Genomic DNA, 23,925 nt, shown 5'->3' with positions numbered 1-23,925 from the left:
ATTCTTGACTAGGAGACAAAAAACCACCTAAATTAAGGTGGATTCTTACCAATTAAATTTGTTCAGCGATGACCTTTTCAGCAAGGTTCATGGCGTGGTCAGATACACGAGTGTAGTGGGAAATGATGTCGATAAAGTTGACTCCGGCTTGTGTAGAACACTCACCCTTGTTAAGGCGTTTGATGTGGGTCTTTCTGAGAACGCGTTCCATATTGTTGATTTCTTTATGGCGTTCAATCAGACTCTGAGCTTTTTCAATATCATTGTTTTCCACACTATCAAGGGCATCCTTGATGAACTCAGTGGTAGCGTGATAAATCTCAGCTAGCTCTTTCAAAGCGGCCTCAGAGAACTGAACATTCTTGCGTTGGAGATAGTCTGTTAGGTTGATTAACCCTTCTGCGTGGTCTCCAATCCGTTCCAAATCACGTGATGAGTCAAGAATATTGGTTAAAATTTCACTTTCCTTTTGACTCAAGGATTCGCTTGAGAGTCTGATGAGGTAACGAGTGAGTTTTTCATCGATGGTGTTGATGGCTTCCTCTGTCTTGTGCCCTTTTTCAGCTACCTTTTCATCCAAACTGATGATATAGGTATAAGAAAGGTCAAAAGCTTTGGCTGCATAGTTCCCTAAGTGCAAAAGTTCTTTTTTAGCATTTCCTAGAGCGATAGAAGGCGCCTGTTTGATGAGTTGTTCATCCAAGTAGAGAGCCTCGTATTTAACAACTTCATCTTCACCAGGAATGATCTTGGTCACAAGGTAAGCTAAGGCACCGATGAATGGGAACTGGATAATGGTATTTGTAATATTAAAGGTCCCGTGTGCAAAGGCGATGGTCATTTCTGGAGCTAGATTGAGTGCAGATTCAAACCATTGAATCAAGCCAGTGAAAGGAACAAGGAGGACAATACAGATAACCGTACCAATCACGTTAAAGGCAACGTGGGCACCAGCAACACGTTTGGCAGCGATATTGGCTCCAAGAGAAGCAATGATGGCTGTAATGGTCGTTCCGATATTATCACCAAACAAGACCGGTAGAGCACCTTGCAGGTCAATCAAACCACTTGCGTATAAGTTCTGTAAGATACCGATAGTTGCGGATGAAGCTTGAATGAGTAGGGTCAGTCCAGTTCCGACAAAGACACCTAGAATAGGACTCTTACTTAGTTCAACCATGTAGTCTCTAAAGACTTGCAGGTCTTTTAGGGGTTCCATTGCACCGCTCATAAGATTGAGAGCGAAGAAGATACCTCCTACACCAAAGATAATCCGTCCGATGTTATTGATGGAGCGATTCTTGGTGAAGAAGAGACAAACCGCTCCGATAAAGAGCATAGGTAAGGCGTAATCTCCTAGCTTAAAACCGATGATAAAGGATGTAACGGTGGTTCCAATATTGGCACCCATGACAATACCGATAGCCTGACGCAAGGTCAAAAGTCCTGCACTGACAAGTCCCACTGTAATGACTGTAACACCAGAACTTGATTGAATCAGCGCCGTCATACCGATACCAACCAGCACACCGAAGAAGGGATTGCTAGTATATTTGTCAATGTAAAAACGAAGGCGATCTCCAGCAGCTTGTTGCAAACCGTCTCCCATGGTCTTGATACTATATAAAAATAGTCCCAGACCACCTAAAAAGTGAAATAAAATTTCCTGCCAATTAATGGACATTTCTTTTTCCTCCGAAAAATAATAACGGAATTTCTCCTATTCTATTTTAAAGGATAAAAGTAAATCTCACAAGTGTTTAGCTGAAATTTCCATAAGAAACAAGAACTTTCTTTTAAAATGAGAGATAGTTTCCCTTTAAGATAGATGATTTATAGGATTGTGTCCAAATTTTACTGATTATTATCCTAGTTATAGTTTTTATGTTAAATAGATTGACATCGCTTTCATATAGGATAAAATGAAGATGATCCTGTTCTGGTGGTGTACACTGAGAACAGTTACTTTTTATCAAAAAGTGAAGCGCTTACTTTATATTTTATTAGGAGGATAAGATGAAAAATCTATTTTTTGAAAAACGTTGCCGTTACAGTATTCGTAAGCTGTCAATCGGGGCTTGTTCCTTGATAATTGGTTCAGCTTTATTTGCGAGCCCAGCTCTTGCGGAACAGGTTGGTGTTCCTGAAACAGCTGCAAATACGAGCGCCCAAGCTACAAGTGCGAGTGAAACCGCTAATCCAGACACTGCAGCTATCGAAAAACAATTAGAGGAAACTGAAAACAAAGTAGCTGAGCAACCAATTTCAGAAAACACTCCAGCAATAACGGATCTGGTTAATGAAAAAGAAGAAGCGAAGCCAGCTCTGACAGATAAAACTGAAAAACCTGCTCAACCAACTGAAAAAGAAGAAGTCAAACCAGCGGAAGCTCCTCAAGTGACTGAGAAGAAAGCCGACAAACCGACTCTAGCAGACGTTCCTAAAAATGAAGAAAAGAGTCTCCGACCAAAAGAAATCAAATTTGATACTTGGGAGGATTTGTTGAAATGGGAACCGGGTGCGCGTGAGGATGATCCCATTAACCGTTCATCAGTTGAACTCGCCAAGCGCCATAGAGGCCAGTTGGTTAATGAAAAAGCAAGCAGAAGAGCCAAGGTTCAAGCTCTAGCAAATACCAACTCAAAAGCTAAAGACCACGCTTCTGTCGGTGGTGAGGAATTCAAGGCCTACGCTTTTGATTACTGGCAATACTTGGATTCAATGGTCTTCTGGGAAGGTCTAGTTCCAACTCCAGATGTCATTGATGCCGGTCACCGCAACGGAGTTCCCGTTTATGGAACACTCTTTTTCAACTGGTCAAATAGCATTGCCGACCAAGAGAAATTTGCAGCTGCCTTGAAACAAGATGCAGATGGCACCTTCCCTATCGCACGGAAACTTGTCGATCTTGCTAAGTACTATGGATTTGATGGATATTTCATTAATCAGGAAACAACGGGGGAATTGGTAGCACCTCTTGGTGAAAAAATGCGCCAATTCATGCTCTATACAAAAGAATATGCAGCTAAGGTCAACCACCCAATCAAGTATGCTTGGTACGATGCCATGACCTACAAATATGGTCGTTACCACGAAGATGGTCTAGGTGATTACAACTACCAGTTCATGCAAAAAGAAGGAGACAAAGTCCCTGCAGATCAATTTTTTGCCAATTTCAACTGGAACAAGGAAAAGAATGACCACTCCGTAGAGATGGCAAAATGGCTAGAACGTAGCCAGTATGATGTCTTTGCAGGCTTGGAATTGCAACAAGGTGGCTCTTATAAGACCAAAGTCAAATGGGATGCCCTCTTAGATGAAAAAGGCAAGTTGCGTTTGTCACTTGGACTTTTTGCACCAGATACGATTACCAGTCTAGGAAAAACAGGCGAAGACTACCACAAGAACGAAGATATCTTCTTCACAGGCTACCAAGGAGATCCAACGGCTCAAAAACCAGCTGACAAAGAGTGGTATGGGATTGCCAATTTAGTTGCTGACCGCACACCAGCAGTTGGCCGAACCTTCACGACCTCTTTTAATACAGGCCATGGTAGAAAGTGGTTTGTAGACGGTAAAGTTTCTAAGGATTCTGAGTGGAACTACCGTTCGGTTTCAGGTGTCTTGCCAACATGGCGCTGGTGGCAGACTTCAACGGGGGAAAAACTTCGTGCAGAATATGACTTTACAGATGCCTATAATGGAGGTAACTCCCTTAAATTCTCAGGTGATGTAGCTGGTAAGACGGACCAGGATGTGAATTTGTATTCTACCAAACTAGAAGTAACTGAAAACACCAAACTTCGGGTTGCCCACAAGGGAGGAAAAGGCTCTAAAGTTTATATGGCCTTCTCTACGACTCCAGACTACAAATTTGAGGATGCAGCTGCATGGAAAGAACTGACTCTCTCTGATGACTGGAAGAATGAAGAATTTGACCTTAGCTCACTAGCTGGAAAAACCATCTATGCAGTCAAACTCTTCTTCGAGCATGAAGGTTCTGTAAAAGATTACCAGTTCAACCTAGGACAATTAACTATCTCGGACAATCACCAAGCGCCACAAGCACCTACAGGTCTCTCAGTAGTGAAACAATCTCTTAAGAATGCTCAAGAAGCTGAAGCAGTGGTTCAGTTTGCGGGTAACCAAGATGCAGATTTCTATGAAGTCTACGAAAAAGATGGGGATAACTGGCGTTTGTTGACAGGATCATCTGCTTCCACTATCTACTTGCCAAAAGTTAGCCGCTCTGCTAATGCGACTGGTAGGACTCAGGAATTGAAAGTCGTTGCGGTTGGTAAAAATGGACTTCGTTCTGAAGCAGCGACGGCATTCTTTAACTGGGGGATGACAGTTCAGGATACGACCCTCCCAAGACCTTTGGCTGAAAATATTGTTCCAGGGGCAACAGTTATCGGTAGCACTTTCCCAAATACTGAAGGTGGAGAAGGCATCGAAGGTATGTTGAACGGTACCATTACTAGCTTGTCAGATAAGTGGTCTTCAGCTCAGTTGAGCGGTAGTGTGGATATTCGCTTGACCAAGCCACGTACCGTTGTTAGATGGGTCATGGATCATGCGGGAGCTGGTGGAGAATCCGTAAACGACGGTTTGATGAATACCAAGGACTTTGATCTTTACTACAAGGATACAGACGGTGAGTGGAAACTAGCCAAGGAAGTCCGTGGCAATAAAGCGCACGTGACAGATATCACTCTTGACAAACCAATTACTGCTCAAGACTGGCGCCTAAAAGTTATCACTTCAGATAATGGGACACCTTGGAAAGCCATTCGCATCTATAACTGGAAGATGTACGAAACACTAGATACAGAAAGTCAAAATATTCCAATGGCTAAGGTAGCTGCCCGTTCACTTGGAAACCATCAAGTTCAACTAGGCTTCTCTGATGTTCCAGCGGGTGCAACTATCACCGTTTACGACAAGGCAGATTCACAAACACCGATTGCAACTTTGAAGTCTGAAACTGGAGGCGACTTGGCAACAGCACCATTGGGCTTTGACAAGCAACCAACTCTCCTCTACTATCGTACCCAACTACCTGGAAAAGAAATCAGTAACACCTTGGCAGTAGCGATTCCGCAGGATGAGAGAAAAATTGTTGCAGTTAGTCTTGAAAAAGGGCCTAAGAAGACAGTTTATAAAGAGGGAGAAAAACTGGACCTTAGAGGCGGCACTCTCCGTGTTCAATACGAAGAGGGACAAGCCGATGAGCTGATCAACCTTACTCATTCAGGTGTGACAGTATCTGGCTACAACGCTCATCAAAAAGGGGAACAAAAGCTCACAGTTAGCTATCTTGGACTTCCAGTAAGCGGTGACTTGAAGGTACAAGTGACTGGTCAAGATGAAGGAAAACCAAAGGAAGTAGCAGGTCTGTACATTACTCAGAAACCGAAAACGGACTATCTAGTAGGAGAGCAACTGGATCTTGCAGAAGGGCGCTTCGGCATTCTCTATGATGATGAGACAGAAGAAAGCCATGCCTTCACGGATCAAGGTGTTGAAATTACGGGCTACGATGCTCAAAAGACTGGTCGTCAGACCTTGACCCTTCATTACAAGGGACACACAGCTGAGTTTGACGTCTTGGTTTCTCCAAAAGCAGCTGTCAACGACGAGTACCTCAAACAAGAAATTACTGCTGCCCAAGGCCGTCAGTCAACCCTTGCCTACACCTTCTCAAGCGAGGACAAACAAGCAGCACTAGTAGAGAAGCTCAATGCAGCGAAAGCTGTAGCAGAAAACCATAATGCTAGCCAAGAAGAAGTCAACCAGGCTTTGAATGAGTTGAAACAAGCAGGGACAGACTTGGATGGAAATCAACGTTATCAGACTGCTAGAGAAGAATTGGAAGGTTTGCTCGAATCCCTTCGTGAAAAAGATTCTCAAGCTGAGTTGATTGCCCAAGCAGAAACTTTGTTGGCTTCAGAGATGCCAACTCCACAAGATTTTGCGGAAATGAAAGAAAAGCTAAATAAGAAACTAGCTCCTGCAGAAGAAAGTCACCATGTTGGTAGCATGGATCCTAATGAAGTGGCCCCAACAGTTGAAGCCCTCCCTGAACTAGTTGTTGAAACTGAAACAACAGCCTTTGAACGTCAAGAGCGACCAAATGTGGATCTTCTGAAAGGTCAACGTCAACTTGTCCAAAAAGGAGTTGAAGGTCAAGTCCGCCACTTTGTAGAAGTAGATAGCCAAGGCAAACGCACTCTTCGTTCGACTGAGGTAGTCAAGGAAGCAATCCCAGAAATCACCGAAGTTGGAACAAAAGTTCTATCAAGCAACCAACCAGCTGAAGGTGTGAAAGATTTAGTTCTAGAAACTCCGAAACTGGAAGTTGAAGAGGGAACAGTTTCCTTCGAACGTCAAGAACGACCAAATGCAGCCCTTCTCAAAGGCAAACGCCAGCTAGTTCAAGCAGGCGTTGAAGGCCAAGTTCGTCGCTTTGTAGAAGTTGATGCTCAGGGCAAACGCACCCTTCATTCTACTGAGGTTCTCAAGGAAGCTCTTCCAGAAATTGTCGAAGTAGGAACGAAAGAAGAGCAAGTCTCACAAACAAGAGATCAAGCTCTTTCAGCAGCACCAGCAAAAATTGAAGAAGTAAGTAAAGAGCTTCCAAATACGGGAGCGACAAGAGATGCTAGTCTAGTAGCGCTGGGACTCCTCGGACTAATGAGTGGCTACGGCTTGCTTGCTGGAAAGAAGAGAGAAGACTAATCAGATTTACGAATCTTGGATTTTCTCATAAAAATAAAAAACAAGGTTTGACTGTAGATTAGTCAGGCCTTGTTTTTAGTTTTGAAATTGAAGAGTAAATTTGAAGCTAGATTTTTGTTATTCAATTCCTTGGATAAATTTTTGGAAACGATAGGTGTCGAAATAAATATTGGATGCAACTAATTTATCAAATTCATCGAATTTCAGAAATTCTGCGACATCCAGTTCAAGTTCTTTTCCTTGAGGAGAATGTAGACGGTAGCGATTTAAAGCTGAGACTGCTCGACCATCAACAAGTAATTGCTTCACTTCAAGATGCTGGCTCAAAGCATAGAATTGGCCTGCACCTTGCAAATAAATATCACGTCCTTGTCGAATTTTTATACTATCGCACATGCCATAGTCAAAGTTTTCAGCTACGAAATCTTCCCAGCCTCCCTCATTTACTGCCGTAAAATAGCTTTCTGCAAGTGTTTTTGTATCCATTTGGAACCTCCTGTAAAATAATTGGGCTATGATGAATATCACGAAATATTTTGCCCACTTAAGAGTATACAAAAGGAAATATGACTACAGGTTGTCATATTGCTGAAGATTTTTTTTGAGAGTACTGACCAGTAGATTTTGTAAGTGACTTGGAGATACGACCTTTACTTGATAACCAAAGCTTAAGAGTAAATCAAAAAATGCAGGAGTTAAAGCTCTGAATGCTTGAACTTTTATTATTTCGTCCTCGACTCTGATTTCTTCTTCCGTGAAGTGATCGTAGATTTTTGGGAGTGCAAATCTTGTAAAAACTAGTTCGATTTCTTCTCTTTGCCCCTCCACTTTATTTTTGGGGGGATTTAAAAAAAGCTCTAACTTTTCTTGAGATAAACGTGGATAATCGAATGGTTTATCTTTTATCTCCACTAGTTCTAGTTCACGAATTCGAGTTAATTTAAAAATACGAAAATCTAATTTTTCTAAGCAGTAACCGATAACATACCAAGCATTCAGTTTATAGATCAATCTGTATGGAATAACCGTTCGCTGACTTTTCTCTTGCTTTTTCGAATAGTAAGAAAAAGAAATCATCTGTTCAGTTTGTATCGCTTCCTCAATGTCTAGTAAATAATTTGTATTAAGAGTCCAGGAACTGAGATCAAAGTAAAAAGGACTGTTTGCTCTTGCAATATCTTGAGAAGAAAGCTTGTGTTCGATACTGTCAAGACTTGAATGACCAACGATTTTACTAACATTTTGGCTCATATTAATGATAAACTGTCTCTCTTCCTCAGTGAAAAAGTTCCTGTCTATCTTATAGTCGCTTGGTATATAGAAACCTCCCTTATCTCCGCGTTCCGAATAGATTGGGATCCCCGCTAAACTGAGTGTATCCATGTCCCTATATACAGTTCGAGTAGATATTTCAAACCTCTCTGCAATCTCTTTAGCTGTTATCCTCTTCTTATTTAAAAGAGACAGTAGAATATAGATTAGTCTTTCTAATTTCATGATAGCAATTCCCCTTCTTTTAATCTCAAATAGCACAAACTGAAGAAACTATTTTAGTTATATTGTATAATAAGAAACCTAGCAATTCAAAAAGAAGGACTGTAGAGTTTAGAATATTAAAGGATTAAAATCTTAGAAAGAGAATAGTATAGAAGTAATTAGGCAGATCAATCAAGAAATTTGCCTAAATTATTCCAACCGAATTATGTAAAGATTGCTCTTTTCCGGACTGCAATCCTAGGTTTTTAGGTTAATAGATAGAAGAAAGAACTAGAAAAGTTTAGGGTTTTTCTATCTCTTTTGCGGATTTTGTGATATAATTAACACGTATAAAAAAAGAAGGAGTCATATCTAATGGCAAAATTGACTGTTAAAGACGTTGACTTGAAAGGGAAAAAAGTTCTCGTTCGTGTTGACTTCAACGTACCTGTTAAAGATGGCGTGATTACCAATGACAACCGTATCACTGCAGCTCTTCCAACTATCAAGTACATCCTTGAACAAGGTGGACGTGCAATCCTCTTCTCTCACCTTGGACGTGTAAAAGAAGAAGCAGACAAAGAAGGTAAATCACTTGCTCCTGTAGCTGCTGACTTGGCTACTAAATTGGGACAAGAAGTTAAATTTATCCCAGGTGTTACACGTGGTGCTGAATTGGAAGCCGCTGTTAACGCTCTTGAAGATGGACAAGTTCTCTTGGTTGAAAACACTCGTTTCGAAGATGTTGATGGCAAGAAAGAATCTAAAAACGATCCTGAGCTTGGTAAATACTGGGCATCACTTGGAGACGGTATCTTCGTAAACGATGCATTTGGTACAGCTCACCGTGCACACGCATCTAACGTTGGTATCTCAGCAAACGTTGAAAAAGCAGTTGCTGGATTCCTTCTTGAAAACGAGATTGCTTACATCCAAGAAGCAGTTGAAGCTCCAGAACGTCCATTCGTAGCGATTCTTGGTGGTTCAAAAGTTTCAGACAAGATTGGTGTTATCGAAAACTTGCTTGAAAAAGCTGATAAAGTGCTTATCGGTGGTGGGATGACTTACACATTCTACAAAGCTCAAGGTATCGAAATCGGTAACTCACTTGTAGAAGAAGACAAATTGGATGTTGCGAAAGCTCTTCTTGAAAAAGCAAACGGCAAATTGATCTTGCCAGTTGACTCAAAAGAAGCAAACGCATTTGCTGACTACACTGAAGTGAAAGACACTGAAGGTGAAGCAGTAGACCCAGGTTTCCTTGGTTTGGATATCGGTCCAAAATCTATCGCTAAATTTGACGAAGCTTTGACTGGTGCCAAAACAGTTGTATGGAACGGACCTATGGGTGTATTTGAAAACCCTGACTTCCAAGCTGGTACAATCGGTGTCATGGACGCTATCGTGAAACAACCTGGTGTTAAATCAATCATCGGTGGTGGTGACTCAGCTGCTGCAGCCATCAACCTTGGCCGTGCAGACAAGTTCTCATGGATCTCTACTGGTGGTGGAGCATCAATGGAACTCCTTGAAGGTAAAGTATTGCCAGGACTTGCAGCTTTGACTGAAAAATAAATAGTTTAACTAAAGGAAGATGGTGTGACCATCTTCTTTTTAATTTAATTTATAAATAGGTGGAATTTTTCTATAAATAAAAAAAGAGTAAATATTTGCATCCTGCCTTGTAAAGTGCTAGTATAAAAAGTAACGACTAAATTTAGATAAGGAAAAGGATTATAATGAAAAATAAAAAAGAAGTCTATGGATTTCGTAAAAGCAAAGTTGCGAAAACGTTGTGTGGTGCTGTTTTAGGAACTGCTTTGATTGCTTTTGCAGACAAAGGAGTATTTGCTGATGAAGTTACAGAGACAACTAGTACAAGTACAGTTGAGGTAGCTACTACAGGGAACCCAGCCACAAATCTACCTGAAGCTCAGGGTGAAATGAGCCAAGTTGCCAAAGAAAGCCAAGCTAAGGCTGGTTCTAAAGACTCAGCTTTGCCAGTAGAAGTATCATCAGCTGATTTGGATAAAGCAGTTGCTGATGCAAAATCTGCAGGAGTTAAGGTGGTTCAAGATGGAACAAAAGACAAAGGAACAGCTACAACTGCTACAGAAAATGCTCAAAAACAAGATGAAATTAAAAGCGACTATGCTAAACAGTCTGAAGAAGTAAAGACAACGACTGAAGCATATAAAAAGGAAGTCGCAGCTCATCAGGCTGAAACAGATAAAATCAATGCTGAAAACAAAGCTACTGAAGATAAGTATCAAGAAGATTTGAAAGCTCATCAAGCTGAGGTTGAAAAAATCAACACTGCTAATGCGACAGCAAAGGCAGAATATGAAGCGAAGCTAGCTCAATATCAAAAAGACTTAGCAGCTGTTCAAAAAGCTAATGAAGACAGTCAGCTTGATTATCAAAACAAGCTTTCAGCTTACCAAGCAGAATTGGCGCGTGTTCAAAAAGCAAATGCTGAAGCTAAAGCAGCTTATGAAAAAGCAGTAAAGGAAAATACTGCTAAAAATGGTGCACTCCAAGCTGAAAATAAAGCTATTAAGCAACGCAATGCAACAGCCAAAGCCAACTATGACGCTGCCATGAAGCAGTATGAAGCAGATCTTGCGGCTATTAAAAAAGCTAAGGAAGATAATGATGCTGATTACCAAGCCAAATTAGCAGCTTACCAAGCAGAGCTGGCACGTGTTCAAAAGGCAAATGCTGATGCTAAAGCAGCTTATGAGAAGGCTGTTGAAGAAAACACAGCTAAAAATACAGCCATTCAAGCTGAAAATGAAGCCATTAAGCAACGTAATGAGACGGCTAAAGCGACTTATGAAGCAGCGTTGAAGCAATATGAAGCAGATTTGGCAGCAGTAAAGAAAGCCAACGAAGACAGTGAAGCTGACTACCAAGCTAAGCTAGCTGAATACCAGACAGAACTAGCCCGCGTTCAAAAGGCAAATGCTGATGCTAAAGCAGCTTATGAGAAGGCCGTTGAAGACAACAAGGCAAAAAATGCAACGCTCCAAGCTGAAAACGAAGAAATCAAGCAACGGAATGCCGCAGCTAAAACTGACTATGAAGCCAAATTAGCTAAATATGAAGCAGATCTTGCCAAATATAAGAAAGAGTTGGCTGAGTATCCGGCTAAGTTGAAGGCTTATGAAGATGAGCAGGCCCAAATTAAGGCAGCACTTGTAGAACTTGAAAAGAAAAAAGATCAAGATGGTTACTTGTCTAAGCCATCTGCTCAGAGCTTGGTTTATGATTTAGAACCGAATGCTCAACTTGACCTCAAAACAGAAGGAAAACTTCTTACAGCAGCAGCTGTTGATGAAGCCTTTAAGAAAGACACAGACCAGTATGGTAAAAAGAATCTTCAGTTAGACAACCTGAATGTCAAGAATTTGGAAAACGGTGCTACTACTTCTTCAGTAGAATTGTATGGGAACATCAATAACAAATCTGACTGGACCACCAATGTAGGGAATAAAACTGAAGTTAAATGGGGATCTGTTCTTCTAGAACGTGGTCAAAGCGTAACAGCGACTTATACCAACCTTCAAAATTCCTACTACAACGGTAAAAAGATTTCGAAGATTGTTTACAAATATACTGTAGATCCTTCTTCTCAATTTAAAAATCCTAGTGGGAAAGTTTGGTTGGGAATCTTTACTGACCCTACTCTAGGAGTCTTTGCTTCAGCCTATACGGGTCAAGTAGAAAAAGATACTTCGCTTTTCATTAAAAATGAATTCACCTTCTATGATGAAAATGATCAGCCAATTAATTTTGATAACGCCCTTCTTTCTGTAGCCTCACTTAACCGTGAGCACAACTCTATTGAAATGGCCAAGGATTATAGTGGTAAGTTTGTTAAAATCTCTGGCTCATCCATCGGTGAAAAGAATGGCATGATTTATGCTACTGAAACCTTGAACTTTAAACAAGGCGAAGGTGGATCTCGTTGGACCATGTATAAAAATAGTCAACCTGGTTCTGGTTGGGATTCCTCTGATGCACCAAACTCTTGGTATGGTGCAGGAGCTATTAGAATGTCAGGCCCTAATAATTACATTACGGTTGGTGCAACGTCTGCTACTAATGTGATGCCTGTAGCGGAAATGCCTCAAGTACCTAGAAGAGATAATACCGAAGGTAAAAGACCAAACATTTGGTACTCACTCAATGGTAAGATTCGTGCGGTTAACGTTCCGAAAATTACTAAGGAAAAACCAACTCCACCAGTAGCGCCAACTGAACCACAAGCTCCTACTTATGAAGTGGAAAAACCATTGGAGCCAGCACCAGTAGTACCAACATATGAAAATGAGCCAACTCCGCCAGTTAAGACTCCAGATCAACCGGAGCCGTCAAAACCGGAAGAGCCAACATATGAGACAGAGAAACCATTGGAACCAGCACCAGTAGCACCAACATATGAAAATGAGCCAACACCACCGGTAAAAACTCCAGATCAACCGGAGCCGTCAAAACCGGAAGAGCCAACATATGAAACAGAGAAACCATTGGAACCAGCACCAGTAGCACCAAGCTATGAAAATGAGCCAACTCCACCGGTAAAAACTCCAGATCAACCAGAGCCATCAAAACCAGAAGAGCCAAATTATGATCCATTGCCAACTCCGCCGGTAGCACCAACTCCTAAGCAGTTGCCAACACCACCAGCGGTGCCAACAGTTCACTTCCATTACAATCGTCTTTTTGCACAACCTCAGATTAATAAAGAAATTAAAAATGAGGATGGAGTAGATATCGATCGTACTCTAGTTGCTAAGCAGTCTGTAGTGAAGTTTGAGTTGAAAACAGAAGCTTTAACTGCAGGGCGTCCAAGAACAACTTCATTTGTATTGGTAGATCCACTTCCAACTGGCTATCAGTTTGATTTGGAAGCAACCAAGGCTGCAAGCAAAGGTTTTGAAACAAGCTATGACAAAGCTAGTCACACTGTAACCTTTAAGGCTACTGAGGAGACATTGGCAACATACAATGCTGATTTAACTAAACCTGTTGAAACTCTTTATCCAACGGTTGTTGGTCGTGTCTTGAATGATGGGGCAACTTATACAAATAACTTTACATTGACAGTCAACGACGCCTACGGTGTTAAGTCAAACATTGTTCGTGTAACGACTCCAGGTAAACCAAATGATCCTGACAATCCAAATAACAACTACATCAAGCCTTTGAAAGTTAACAAGAACAAGCAAGGTGTGAATATTGATGGCAAAGAAGTTCTAGCTGGTTCAACGAACTACTATGAACTCACATGGGATTTGGACCAATACAAGGGAGATAAATCTTCTAAAGAAGCGATTCAAAATGGTTTCTACTATGTGGATGATTATCCAGAAGAAGCCTTAACCCTTCAACCAGAATTGGTTAAGATCCGTGATCTAGAGGGCAATCTTGTATCAGGTATCAGTGTTCAACAGTTTGATAGTTTAGAAGCTGCGCCTAAGAAGGTTCAAGATCTGTTGAAGAAAGCAAACATCACTGTTAAAGGTGCTTTCCAACTCTTCTCAGCTGATAATCCAGCCGAATTCTACAAGAACTATGTAGCAGCAGGAAAATCATTGCTAATCACAGATCCGATGACAGTTAAACCTGAATTTGGTCAAACGGGTGGTAAGTATGAAAACAAAGCTTACCAAATTGATTTTGGAAATGGTTATGCTACAGAAGTAGTTGTCAACAACGTACCGAAAATCACACCGAAAAAAGATGTGACAATCAGTATGGATCCAAGTAGTGACAATATCGATGGTCAAACCATTCCGTTGAACCAGTACTTCAATTATCGTTTAATCGGTGGTTTGATTCCACAAAATCATTCTGAGGACTTGAATGACTATAGTTTTGTAGATGATTATGACCAAAAAGGTGATCAATACACTGGAAACTATAAAGTTCTTGCCAAGGTTGATATCCGATTGAAAGACGGTCGTGTTATTAAGGCAGGGACAGACTTAACAGCTGAAACACAGGTTGAACATAATCAAGATAAGGGAATGATTACAATTCGCTTCAAGGAAGAATTCCTTCAAGAGATTCAGTTGGATTCTCCATTCCAGGCTGAGACTTATATTCAAATGAAACGAATTGCTGTCGGAACCTTTGAAAATACCTATGTAAATACTGTGAACAAAGTTGCTTATGCTTCAAATACAGTTCGCACGACAACGCCAGAACCTAAGAAACCAGAGGAGCCAACAACTCCTACTCCAAATCCGAAAGGGAATCCTACTCTACCTCAAACAGGTACAAATGATTCAAGCTACATGCCATATCTTGGTCTAGCAGCTTTAGTAGGAGTTTTAGGACTTGGTCAGTTGAAACGGAAAGAAGATGAAAGCAAGTAAGCTCTAAAAGTTAAATAGAAAAGAGGAACTCTGTTTCCTCTTTTTTGGCTCGTTGTCAACTGTAGTGGGTTGAAGAAAAGCTAAGCTCGAGAAAGGACAAATTTCGTCCTTTCTTTTTTGATATTCAGAGCGACGAAAATTCGCTTCTTGAAGTTTTCAAAGTTCCGAAAACCAAAGGCATTGCGTTTGATAAGTTTGATGAGATTATTAGTCGCTTCCAATTTTGCGTTGGAATAGGATAACTGAAGGACATTGACGATTTTCCCTTTGTCCTTTAGAAATGTTTTAAAGACAGTCTGAAAAAGAGAATGAACCTTCTTTATATTGTTTTCAAAGAGTCCGAAAAATTTCTCTGGTTCCTTATTCTGAAAGTGAAAAAGCAAGAGTTGATGGAGATGATAGTGGTGTTTCAAGTCTTCTGAATAGCTCAAAAGCTTGTCTAGGATTTCTTTATTGGTTAAGTGCATACGAAAAGTAGGGCGATAAAAACGCTTATCACTGAGTTTACGACTATCCTGTTGAATGAGTTTCCAGTAGCGCTTGATAGCTTGTGTTCTGCCCTCAAGAACAGTGATGATATTGAGCTTTTCAAAATCTTGCGCAATAAAACTCATCTTTCCCTTAGTGAAGGTATACTCGTCCCAGGACATAATCTCAGGCAGACGAGAAAAATCATGCTTAAAACGGAAGTCATTGAGTTTGCGAATGACAGTTGAAGTTGAAATAGACAGCTGATGGGCAATGCCAGTCATAGAAGTCTTTTCAATTAGCTTCTGGGCAATCTTTTGGTTGATGATACGAGGGATTTGGTGATTTTTCTTGACTATAGGAGTCTCAGAGACCATCATTTTAGAGCACTGATAGCACTTAAAACGGCGTTTTTTAAGGAGAATTCTAGTAGGCATACCAGTCGTTTCAAGGTAAGGGATTTTAGAAGGTTTTTGAAAGTCATATTTCTTCATTTGGCTTCCGCAATCAGGACAAAGTGGAGCATCATAATACATTTTAGCGATGATTTCCTTGTGGGTATCCTTACTGATGATGTCTATAATTTGGATATTAGGGTCTTTGATATCGAGTAGTTTTGTGATAAAATGTAATTGTTCCATATGGCTCTTTCTAATGATGGTTTGGTTGCTTTTCATTATAGGTCATATGAGACTTTTTTTCTACAACAAAATAGGCTCCATAATATCTATAGGGGATTTACCCACTACAAATATTATAGAGCCAAAATAAATAGTTTAACTAAAAGAAGATGGTGTGACCATCTTCTTTTTAATTTATAAATAGGTGAAATTTTTCTATAAATAAAAAGAAAAAAGAGTAAATATTTGTATCTTGCCTTGTAAAGTGTTAATATAAGAAGTAACGACTAAATTTAGATAAGGAAATGACTTATAATGAAAAATAGAAAAGAAGTCTATGGATTTCGTAAAAGCAAGGTTGCAAAAACTTTGTGTGGCGCTGTTTTAGGGACTGCTTTGATTGCTTTTGCAGATCAGGCAGTTTTTGCTGATGAAGTAAAAGAGACAACAAGCACAAGTGCGGTTGAAGTTACAAGTACCGGGAACCCAGCTACAAATCTACCTGAAGCTCAGGGTGAAATGAGTCAAGTTGCCAAAGAAAGCCAAGCTAAGGCTGGTTCTAAAGACTCAGCTTTACCAGTAGAAGTATCATCAGCTGATTTGGATAAAGCAGTTGCTGATGCAAAATCTGCAGGAGTTAAGGTAGTTCAAGATGAAACAAAAGACAAAGGAACAGCCACAACTGCTACAGAGAATGCTCAAAAACAAGATGAGATTAAAAGCGACTATGCTAAACAGGCTGAAGAAGTAAAGAAAACAACTGAAGCATATAAAAAGGAAGTCGCAGCTCATCAGGCTGAAACAGATAAAATCAATGCTGAAAACAAAGCAGCGGATGACAAGTATCAAAAAGATCTAAAAAGTCATCAAGAAGAAGTTGGAAAAATCAACACTGCCAATGCAACAGCTAAAGCAGAGTATGAGGCTAAGCTAGCACAATATCAAAAAGATTTAGCAACTGTCAAAAAAGCAAATGAAGATAGTCAACAGGATTATCAAAATAAACTTTCAGCTTACCAGACAGAATTAGCTCGAGTACAAAAAGCTAATGCTGAAGCTAAAGAGGCTTATGATAAAGCAGTAAAAGAAAACACAGCTAAAAACGAAGCGCTTAAAGCTGAAAATGAAGCCATTAAACAGCGTAATGAAACTGCAAAAGCGAATTATGAAGCAGCGATGAAGCAGTATGAAGCGGATCTTGCAGCTATTAAGAAAGCTAAAGAAGATAATGATGCTGATTATCAAGCTAAATTAGCAGCTTATCAGACAGAATTGGCACGTGTTCAAAAGGCTAATTCTGATGCAAAAGCAGCCTATGAAAAAGCTGTTGAAGAAAACACAGCTAAAAATACAGCCATTCAAGCTGAAAATGAGGCGATTAAGCAACGTAACGCCACTGCAAAATCGACTTATGACGCAGCGGTGAAGAAATACGAAGCAGATTTGGCGGCAGTTAAGCGAGCAAATGCTACCAATGAAGCAGACTACCAAGCTAAGCTAGCCGAATACCAGACGGAATTAGCTCGCGTTCAAAAAGCTAATGCCGATGCAAAAGCAACTTACGAGAAGGCAGTTGAAGACAACAAGGCAAAAAATGCAGCGCTCCAAGCTGAAAATGACGAAATCAAGCAACGCAATGCCGCCGCAAAAGCTGAATACGAAGCTAAAGTTGCTAAATATGAAGCAGATCTTGCCAAATATAAGAAAGAGTTCGCAGCTTATACTGCAGCACTCGCAGAAGCGGAGAGTAAAAAGAAACAAGATGGTTATCTTTCAGAACCAAGATCACAATCGTTGAACTTTAAATCAGAACCAAATGCAATACGAACAATTGATTCATCTGTACATCAATATGGGCAGCAGGAATTGGATGCTTTGGTAAAATCATGGGGGATTTCGCCAACAAATCCTGATAGGAAAAAATCTACAGCATATTCATATTTCAATGCAATCAATTCGAATAACACTTATGCAAAGCTTGTATTAGAAAAGGATAAACCAGTCGATGTTACCTATACTGGTCTAAAAAATTCAAGTTTTAATGGTAAGAAAATTTCAAAAGTAGTTTACACTTACACATTAAAAGAAACAGGTTTTAACGATGGAACCAAAATGACTATGTTTGCCTCGAGTGATCCAACTGTGACAGCATGGTATAATGATTATTTTACTTCTACAAACATTAATGTAAAAGTCAAGTTTTATGATGAAGAAGGTCAACTTATGAATCTCACAGGAGGATTAGTTAATTTTTCATCTCTAAATAGAGGTAACGGTAGTGGGGCAATTGATAAAGATGCAATTGAAAGTGTTAGAAACTTTAACGGTCGATATATTCCAATTTCTGGTTCATCTATCAAGATTCATGAAAATAACTCTGCTTATGCAGATTCATCAAATGCAGAAAAATCGCTAGGCGCTCGTTGGAATACATCGGAATGGGATACAACCTCTAGTCCAAATAATTGGTACGGAGCTATTGTCGGTGAAATAACTCAATCGGAGATTAGCTTTAATATGGCTTCTTCTAAAAGTGGAAATATTTGGTTTGCTTTCAATTCAAACATTAATGCAATTGGGGTTCCGACGAAACCTGTTGCACCAACAGCTCCAACTCAACCAATGTATGAGACAGAGAAACCATTGGAACCAGCTCCAGTAGCACCAAACTACGAAAATGAGCCAACTCCACCGGTAAAAACTCCAGATCAACCGGAGCCGTCAAAACCGGAAGAGCCAACATATGAGACAGAGAAGCCATTGGAGCCAGCACCAGTAGCACCAAACTACGAAAATGAGCCAACTCCACCGGTAAAAACTCCAGATCAACCGGAGCCATCAAAACCAGAAGAGCCAACATATGAGACAGAGAAACCATTGGAACCAGCTCCAGTAGCACCAAGCTATGAAAATGAGCCAACTCCACCGGTAAAAACTCCAGATCAACCAGAGCCATCAAAACCAGAAGAGCCAAACTATGATCCATTGCCAACTCCGCCGGTAGCACCAACTCCTAAGCAGTTGCCAACACCACCAGCGGTGCCAACAGTTCACTTCCATTACAATCGTCTATTTGCACAACCTCAGATTAATAAAGAAATTAAAAATGAGGATGGAGTAGATATCGATCGTACTCTCGTTGCTAAGCAGTCTGTAGTGAAGTTTGAGTTGAAAACAGAAGCGTTGACAGCTGGTCGTCCAAAAACAACTTCGTTTGTATTGGTAGATCCACTTCCAACTGGCTATCAGTTTGATTTGGAAACAACCAAGGCTGCAAGCAAAGGTTTTGAAACAAGCTATGATAAAGCTAGTCACACTGTAACCTTTAAGGCTACTGAGGAGACCTTGGCTGCTTTCAATGCAGATTTGACAAAGTCCTTTGAGACTCTATATCCAACTGTTGTTGGTCGTGTCTTGAATGATGGGGCGACTTATACGAATAACTTTACATTGACAGTCAACGACGCCTACGGTGTCAAGTCAAACATTGTTCGTGTAACGACTCCAGGTAAACCAAATGATCCTGACAATCCAAATAACAACTACATCAAGCCTTTGAAAGTTAACAAGAACAAGCAAGGTGTGAATATTGATGGCAAAGAAGTTCTAGCTGGTTCAACGAACTACTATGAACTCACATGGGATTTGGACCAATACAAGGGAGATAAATCTTCTAAAGAAGCGATTCAAAATGGTTTCTACTATGTGGATGATTATCCAGAAGAAGCCTTAACCCTTCAACCAGAATTGGTTAAGATTCGTGATCTAGAGGGCAATCTTGTACCAGGTGTCAGTGTTCAACAATTTGATAGTTTAGAAGCTGCGCCTAAGAAGGTTCAAGATCTGTTGAAGAAAGCAAACATCACTGTTAAAGGTGCTTTCCAACTCTTCTCAGCTGATAATCCAGCTGAATTCTACAAGAACTATGTAGCAGCAGGAAAATCATTGCTAATCACAGATCCGATGACAGTTAAACCTGAATTTGGTCAAACGGGTGGTAAGTATGAAAACAAAGCCTACCAAATTGATTTTGGAAATGGCTATGCTACAGAAGTAGTTGTCAACAACGTACCGAAAATCACACCGAAAAAAGATGTGACAATCAGTATGGATCCAAGCAGTGACAATATTGATGGCCAAACAATTCCGTTGAACCAGTTCTTCAATTATCGTTTAATCGGTGGTTTGATTCCACAAAATCATTCTGAGGACTTGAATGACTATAGTTTTGTAGATGATTATGACCAAAAAGGTGATCAATACACTGGAAACTATAAAGTTCTTGCCAAGGTTGATATCCGATTGAAAGACGGTCGTGTTATTAAGGCAGGGACAGACTTAACAGCTGAAACACAGGTTGAACATAATCAAGATAAGGGAATGATTACAATTCGCTTCAAGGAAGAATTCCTTCAAGAGATTCAGTTGGATTCTCCATTCCAGGCTGAGACTTATATTCAAATGAAACGAATTGCTGTCGGAACCTTTGAAAATACCTATGTAAATACTGTGAACAAAGTTGCTTATGCTTCAAATACAGTTCGCACGACAACGCCAGAACCTAAGAAACCAGAGGAGCCAACAACTCCTACTCCAAATCCAAAAGGGAATCCTACTCTACCTCAAACAGGTACAAATGATTCAAGCTACATGCCATATCTTGGTCTAGCAGCTTTAGTAGGAGTTTTAGGACTTGGTCAGTTGAAACGGAAAGAAGATGAAAGCAACTAAGCTCTGAATTTAAATAGAAAAGAGGAACTCTGTTTCCTCTTTTTTGTACCCCTAAATTAAAAACGCTTCCTATTGATTTTCACTCATAAAATCAACTAATTTATGTTAAAATGGTAGTAGAAAGTTGAGATTATGAGTTATTTTAAAAAATATAAATTTGATAAGTCACAGTTCAAGCTTGGTATGCGAACCTTCAAAACAGGGATTGCCGTATTTATAGTTCTCTTGATTTTTGGTTTTTTTGGCTGGAAGGGGCTTCAAATCGGAGCATTGACAGCAGTCTTCAGTTTACGAGAGAGCTTTGATAAGAGCGTCCATTTTGGAACTTCGCGTATCTTAGGAAATAGTATTGGCGGTTTTTACGCCCTTGTCTTTTTCCTCTTAAACACTTTATTTCATGGAGCCTTTTGGGTAACTTTACTAGTTGTTCCGATTTGCACCATGTTAACCATTATGACAAATGTCGCCATGAACAACAAGGCAGGAGTTATCGGTGGTGTAGCGGCTATGTTGATCATTACCCTATCAATACCGAGCGGAGAAACATTTTTGTACGTGTTTGCACGTGTATTTGAAACATTTATGGGAGTTTTTGTCGCAATCCTTGTAAATTATGATATTGAGCAACTGAAACTCTTTTGGGAGAAAAAAAGAAAATAATGTTACATTTTATGACATTATTCGTTGACGTATGTCTTTTTTTAGACTATAATAGACAGGAAGAAGGAAATTGTAAATGAAGGAAAGAGAATTTCGCCGAAATATGGCTGTTTTTCCTATCGGCAGTGTTATGAAATTGACCGATCTCTCAGCGCGTCAGATTCGTTATTATGAAGATCAAGAGTTGATCAAACCTGATCGAAACGAAGGGAACCGTCGCATGTATTCGTTGAATGACATGGATCGTCTGCTTGAAATCAAAGATTATATCTCTGAAGGTCATAATATTGCTGCGATTAAGAAAAAATATGCTGAACGCGAGGCGAAGTCCAAGAAAGCCGTGAGTCAGACGGAAGTGCGTCGCGCACTTCACAATGAACTCCTCCAGCAGGGGCGCTTTGCTTCAGTACGGTCACCCTTTGGTCGCGGTTAGGCAATCGCAAGTAGTCATATATATTAAGGAGAAAACCCATGCCAATCACAGCTGCAGATATTCGTCGTGAAGTCAAGGAAAAAAATGTTACCTTTATTCGTCTCATGTTTTCAGATATCCTGGGGACGATGAAAAACGTCGAAATTCCTGCTACAGATGAACAGTTAGATAAGGTCTTGTCAAATAAAGCCATGTTTGATGGATCTTCTATTGAAGGTTTTGTACGTATTAATGAGTCAGATATGTACTTGTACCCAGACTTGGATACATGGACAGTCTTCCCTTGGGGAGATGAAAATGGAAGTGTTGCAGGTTTGATCTGTGATGTCTATACAACAGAAGGCGAACCCTTTGCAGGTGACCCACGTGGTAATCTGAAGCGTGCACTTCGTCATATGGAAGAAGTAGGATTCAAATCCTTCAACCTTGGTCCAGAGCCAGAATTCTTCCTATTTAAGTTGGATGAAAATGGCGACCCAACACTTGAAGTGAATGACAAGGGTGGCTACTTTGATTTGGCGCCTACTGACCTTGCGGACAATACACGTCGTGAAATCGTGAATGTCTTGACCAAAATGGGATTTGAAGTAGAAGCGAGTCACCACGAGGTTGCGGTTGGACAACATGAAATTGACTTCAAGTATGATGAAGTCCTTCGTGCCTGTGACAAGATTCAAATCTTTAAGCTCGTAGTAAAAACCATTGCTCGTAAACACGGTTTGTACGCAACCTTTATGGCAAAACCAAAATTTGGTATTGCTGGATCAGGTATGCACTGTAATATGTCCTTGTTTGATGCAGAAGGAAACAATGCCTTCTTTGATCCAAATGATCCAAAAGGAATGCAGTTGTCTGAAACGGCCTACCATTTCCTTGGCGGTTTGATCAAACATGCTTACAACTATACTGCCATCATGAACCCAACGGTTAACTCATACAAACGTTTGGTTCCAGGTTATGAAGCGCCTGTTTACATTGCTTGGGCTGGTCGTAACCGTTCGCCACTTGTGCGCGTGCCGGCTTCACGTGGTATGGGAACTCGTCTTGAGTTGCGTTCAGTGGACCCAATGGCAAACCCATACATCGCTATGGCGGTTCTTTTGGAAGTTGGTTTGCATGGTATTGAAAACAAAATCGAAGCACCAGCTCCTATCGAAGAGAATATCTACATCATGACAGCAGAAGAGCGTAAGGAAGCTGGAATCACTGATCTTCCATCAACTCTTCACAACGCTTTGAAAGCTTTGACTGAGGATGACGTGGTCAAGGCAGCCCTAGGTGAACACATCTACACTAGCTTCCTTGAAGCGAAACGTATCGAGTGGGCCAGCTATGCAACCTTTGTTTCACAATGGGAAGTTGATAATTATCTTGATTTGTATTAAGAACATAAAAAAGATTATCTAATTGGATAATCTTTTTTATTTTTGCAATGTTATAAAAGTATTTTGATGCAAATTTTAGTATAGGTAATATAGGCAATTCATATTTCTTGCCTTGCTTACAATTATGCATCGGAAACGGGAATATTCTGACAAATCTCAGAAAACGAAATCAAGTTTATGATTAGAAAAACTTTACAATGATGGTATTTAATGGGATTTTCTACTTTTTAAAAAAATTTACTATCTGACAACTTATTACTTGTATAAATGAATAGTAAATGTTAAAATATCATTTGAAATGAATGAGTCGCAGTTTTTGTTTGATTGTATTAATATGTTATTTGCTAAAGACTTATTCGTTGTATTTTACTATTATAGGAAAGGAGATGTTATGCAAAAAGACAAGTGGTGGCTACCATTTTTAGCGGTGGGTGTCATCATAGGTTTAGCGGTGGGTTTGCTTTATTACACCAGACCCACTAAGGATGGAGATATAGGTTCATCGTCAGTTTCGCAATCAACTTCTAGTGATAAGAACAATACGGCTTTGAGTTTAAAAGGCCAACAACTTCCAGAATTTAAAATGACCTCTCAAGATGGAAAATTGATTGCTATCTCGGAACTGTATGATAAACCTATGTTAGTTGTCGAATGGGCTAGTTGGTGTCCGCATTGCCAGAAACAACTACCCATTGTTCAGCAGATGTATGAAAAGTATGGAGATCAAATTCATTTTGTTCTTCTGAATATGAACGAACCAGGAAAAGAAACAAAGGAAACTGCTGATCAGTATATCAAAGAAAAAGGATATACTTTCCCCTATTATTATGACGAAGATCAGTCCGCAGCCGATCTTTTACAGGTTCAAACCATACCAAGTATGTATCTTGTGACAAAACAGCAACAGGTAAAGAATGTATTAGTAAATCATACCACTGCTGAAAATTTCTCGAAAGAGTTACAAGAATTGCTAAACTAACATACATTCATTTCGGGAAAAAGGAGGAAGAAGAAATCACAATAGG

Annotated in this window: 12 protein-coding genes; 8 read left to right on the top strand and 4 right to left on the bottom strand. The window is 40.1% G+C overall.

The features are described from left to right. Positions 1–52 precede the first annotated feature (52 nt). On the bottom strand, positions 53–1,684 hold the full coding sequence (locus P8P68_RS05360; protein ID WP_084944032.1) for a Na/Pi cotransporter family protein: 1,632 nt from the start codon (positions 1,682–1,684) through the stop codon (positions 53–55). Between the two features lie 332 nt (positions 1,685–2,016). Here P8P68_RS05360 and P8P68_RS05355 point away from each other — a divergent pair, with 332 nt between their 5' ends. Next, a complete protein-coding gene (locus P8P68_RS05355) occupies positions 2,017–6,741 on the top strand; it encodes a bacterial Ig-like domain-containing protein (protein WP_278275723.1) in 4,725 nt (1,574 codons plus the stop codon). 117 nt (positions 6,742–6,858) lie between these two features. On the opposite strand, the gene P8P68_RS05350 is transcribed toward P8P68_RS05355, so the two are convergent. Together P8P68_RS05350 and P8P68_RS05345 are read right to left on the bottom strand one after the other, a co-directional pair. Then, positions 6,859–7,227, bottom strand: a complete 369-nt coding sequence (locus P8P68_RS05350; protein WP_084848923.1) for a hypothetical protein — start codon at positions 7,225–7,227, stop codon at positions 6,859–6,861. 84 nt (positions 7,228–7,311) lie between these two features. Then, on the bottom strand, positions 7,312–8,238 hold the full coding sequence (locus P8P68_RS05345; RefSeq protein ID WP_049489966.1) for a YafY family protein: 927 nt from the start codon (positions 8,236–8,238) through the stop codon (positions 7,312–7,314). Positions 8,239–8,592: 354 nt separating this feature from the next. On the opposite strand from P8P68_RS05345, the gene P8P68_RS05340 reads away from it, so the two are divergent. Beyond that, entirely contained in the window at positions 8,593–9,792 is a 1,200-nt protein-coding gene (locus P8P68_RS05340; RefSeq protein WP_001096776.1) for a phosphoglycerate kinase, read from the top strand. A 164-nt stretch (positions 9,793–9,956) separates the two neighbouring features. Next, complete coding sequence (locus P8P68_RS05335; protein ID WP_278275722.1) at positions 9,957–14,603, top strand: antigen I/II family LPXTG-anchored adhesin; 4,647 nt, start codon at positions 9,957–9,959, stop codon at positions 14,601–14,603. An 80-nt stretch (positions 14,604–14,683) separates the two neighbouring features. Here the strand turns inward: P8P68_RS05335 and P8P68_RS05330 are convergent, their stop codons facing one another. Further along, positions 14,684–15,712 (bottom strand): ISL3 family transposase, encoded by a 1,029-nt coding sequence (locus P8P68_RS05330; protein ID WP_070837076.1) that lies wholly within the window; start codon positions 15,710–15,712, stop codon positions 14,684–14,686. Positions 15,713–16,006: 294 nt separating this feature from the next. Here P8P68_RS05330 and P8P68_RS05325 point away from each other — a divergent pair, with 294 nt between their 5' ends. From P8P68_RS05325 to P8P68_RS05305, 5 genes are all read left to right on the top strand, one after another. Then, a complete protein-coding gene (locus P8P68_RS05325) occupies positions 16,007–20,422 on the top strand; it encodes an antigen I/II family LPXTG-anchored adhesin (RefSeq protein WP_278275721.1) in 4,416 nt (1,471 codons plus the stop codon). Positions 20,423–20,554: 132 nt separating this feature from the next. Next, a complete protein-coding gene (locus P8P68_RS05320) occupies positions 20,555–21,082 on the top strand; it encodes an aromatic acid exporter family protein (protein ID WP_000119887.1) in 528 nt (175 codons plus the stop codon). 76 nt (positions 21,083–21,158) lie between these two features. Continuing rightward, on the top strand, positions 21,159–21,515 hold the full coding sequence (gene glnR / locus P8P68_RS05315) for a transcriptional repressor GlnR (RefSeq protein WP_000664333.1): 357 nt from the start codon (positions 21,159–21,161) through the stop codon (positions 21,513–21,515). A 38-nt stretch (positions 21,516–21,553) separates the two neighbouring features. Then, positions 21,554–22,900, top strand: a complete 1,347-nt coding sequence (gene glnA / locus P8P68_RS05310) for a type I glutamate--ammonia ligase (protein ID WP_001122883.1) — start codon at positions 21,554–21,556, stop codon at positions 22,898–22,900. A 391-nt stretch (positions 22,901–23,291) separates the two neighbouring features. Beyond that, entirely contained in the window at positions 23,292–23,879 is a 588-nt protein-coding gene (locus P8P68_RS05305) for a TlpA disulfide reductase family protein (RefSeq protein ID WP_001168152.1), read from the top strand. The last annotated feature ends 46 nt before the right edge of the window (positions 23,880–23,925 follow it).

The sequence above is a fragment of the Streptococcus sp. D7B5 genome (genome assembly GCF_029691405.1).
Taxonomy (GTDB): Bacteria; Bacillota; Bacilli; order Lactobacillales; family Streptococcaceae; genus Streptococcus.
This window is presented reverse-complemented; position numbering and strand designations above follow the sequence as displayed.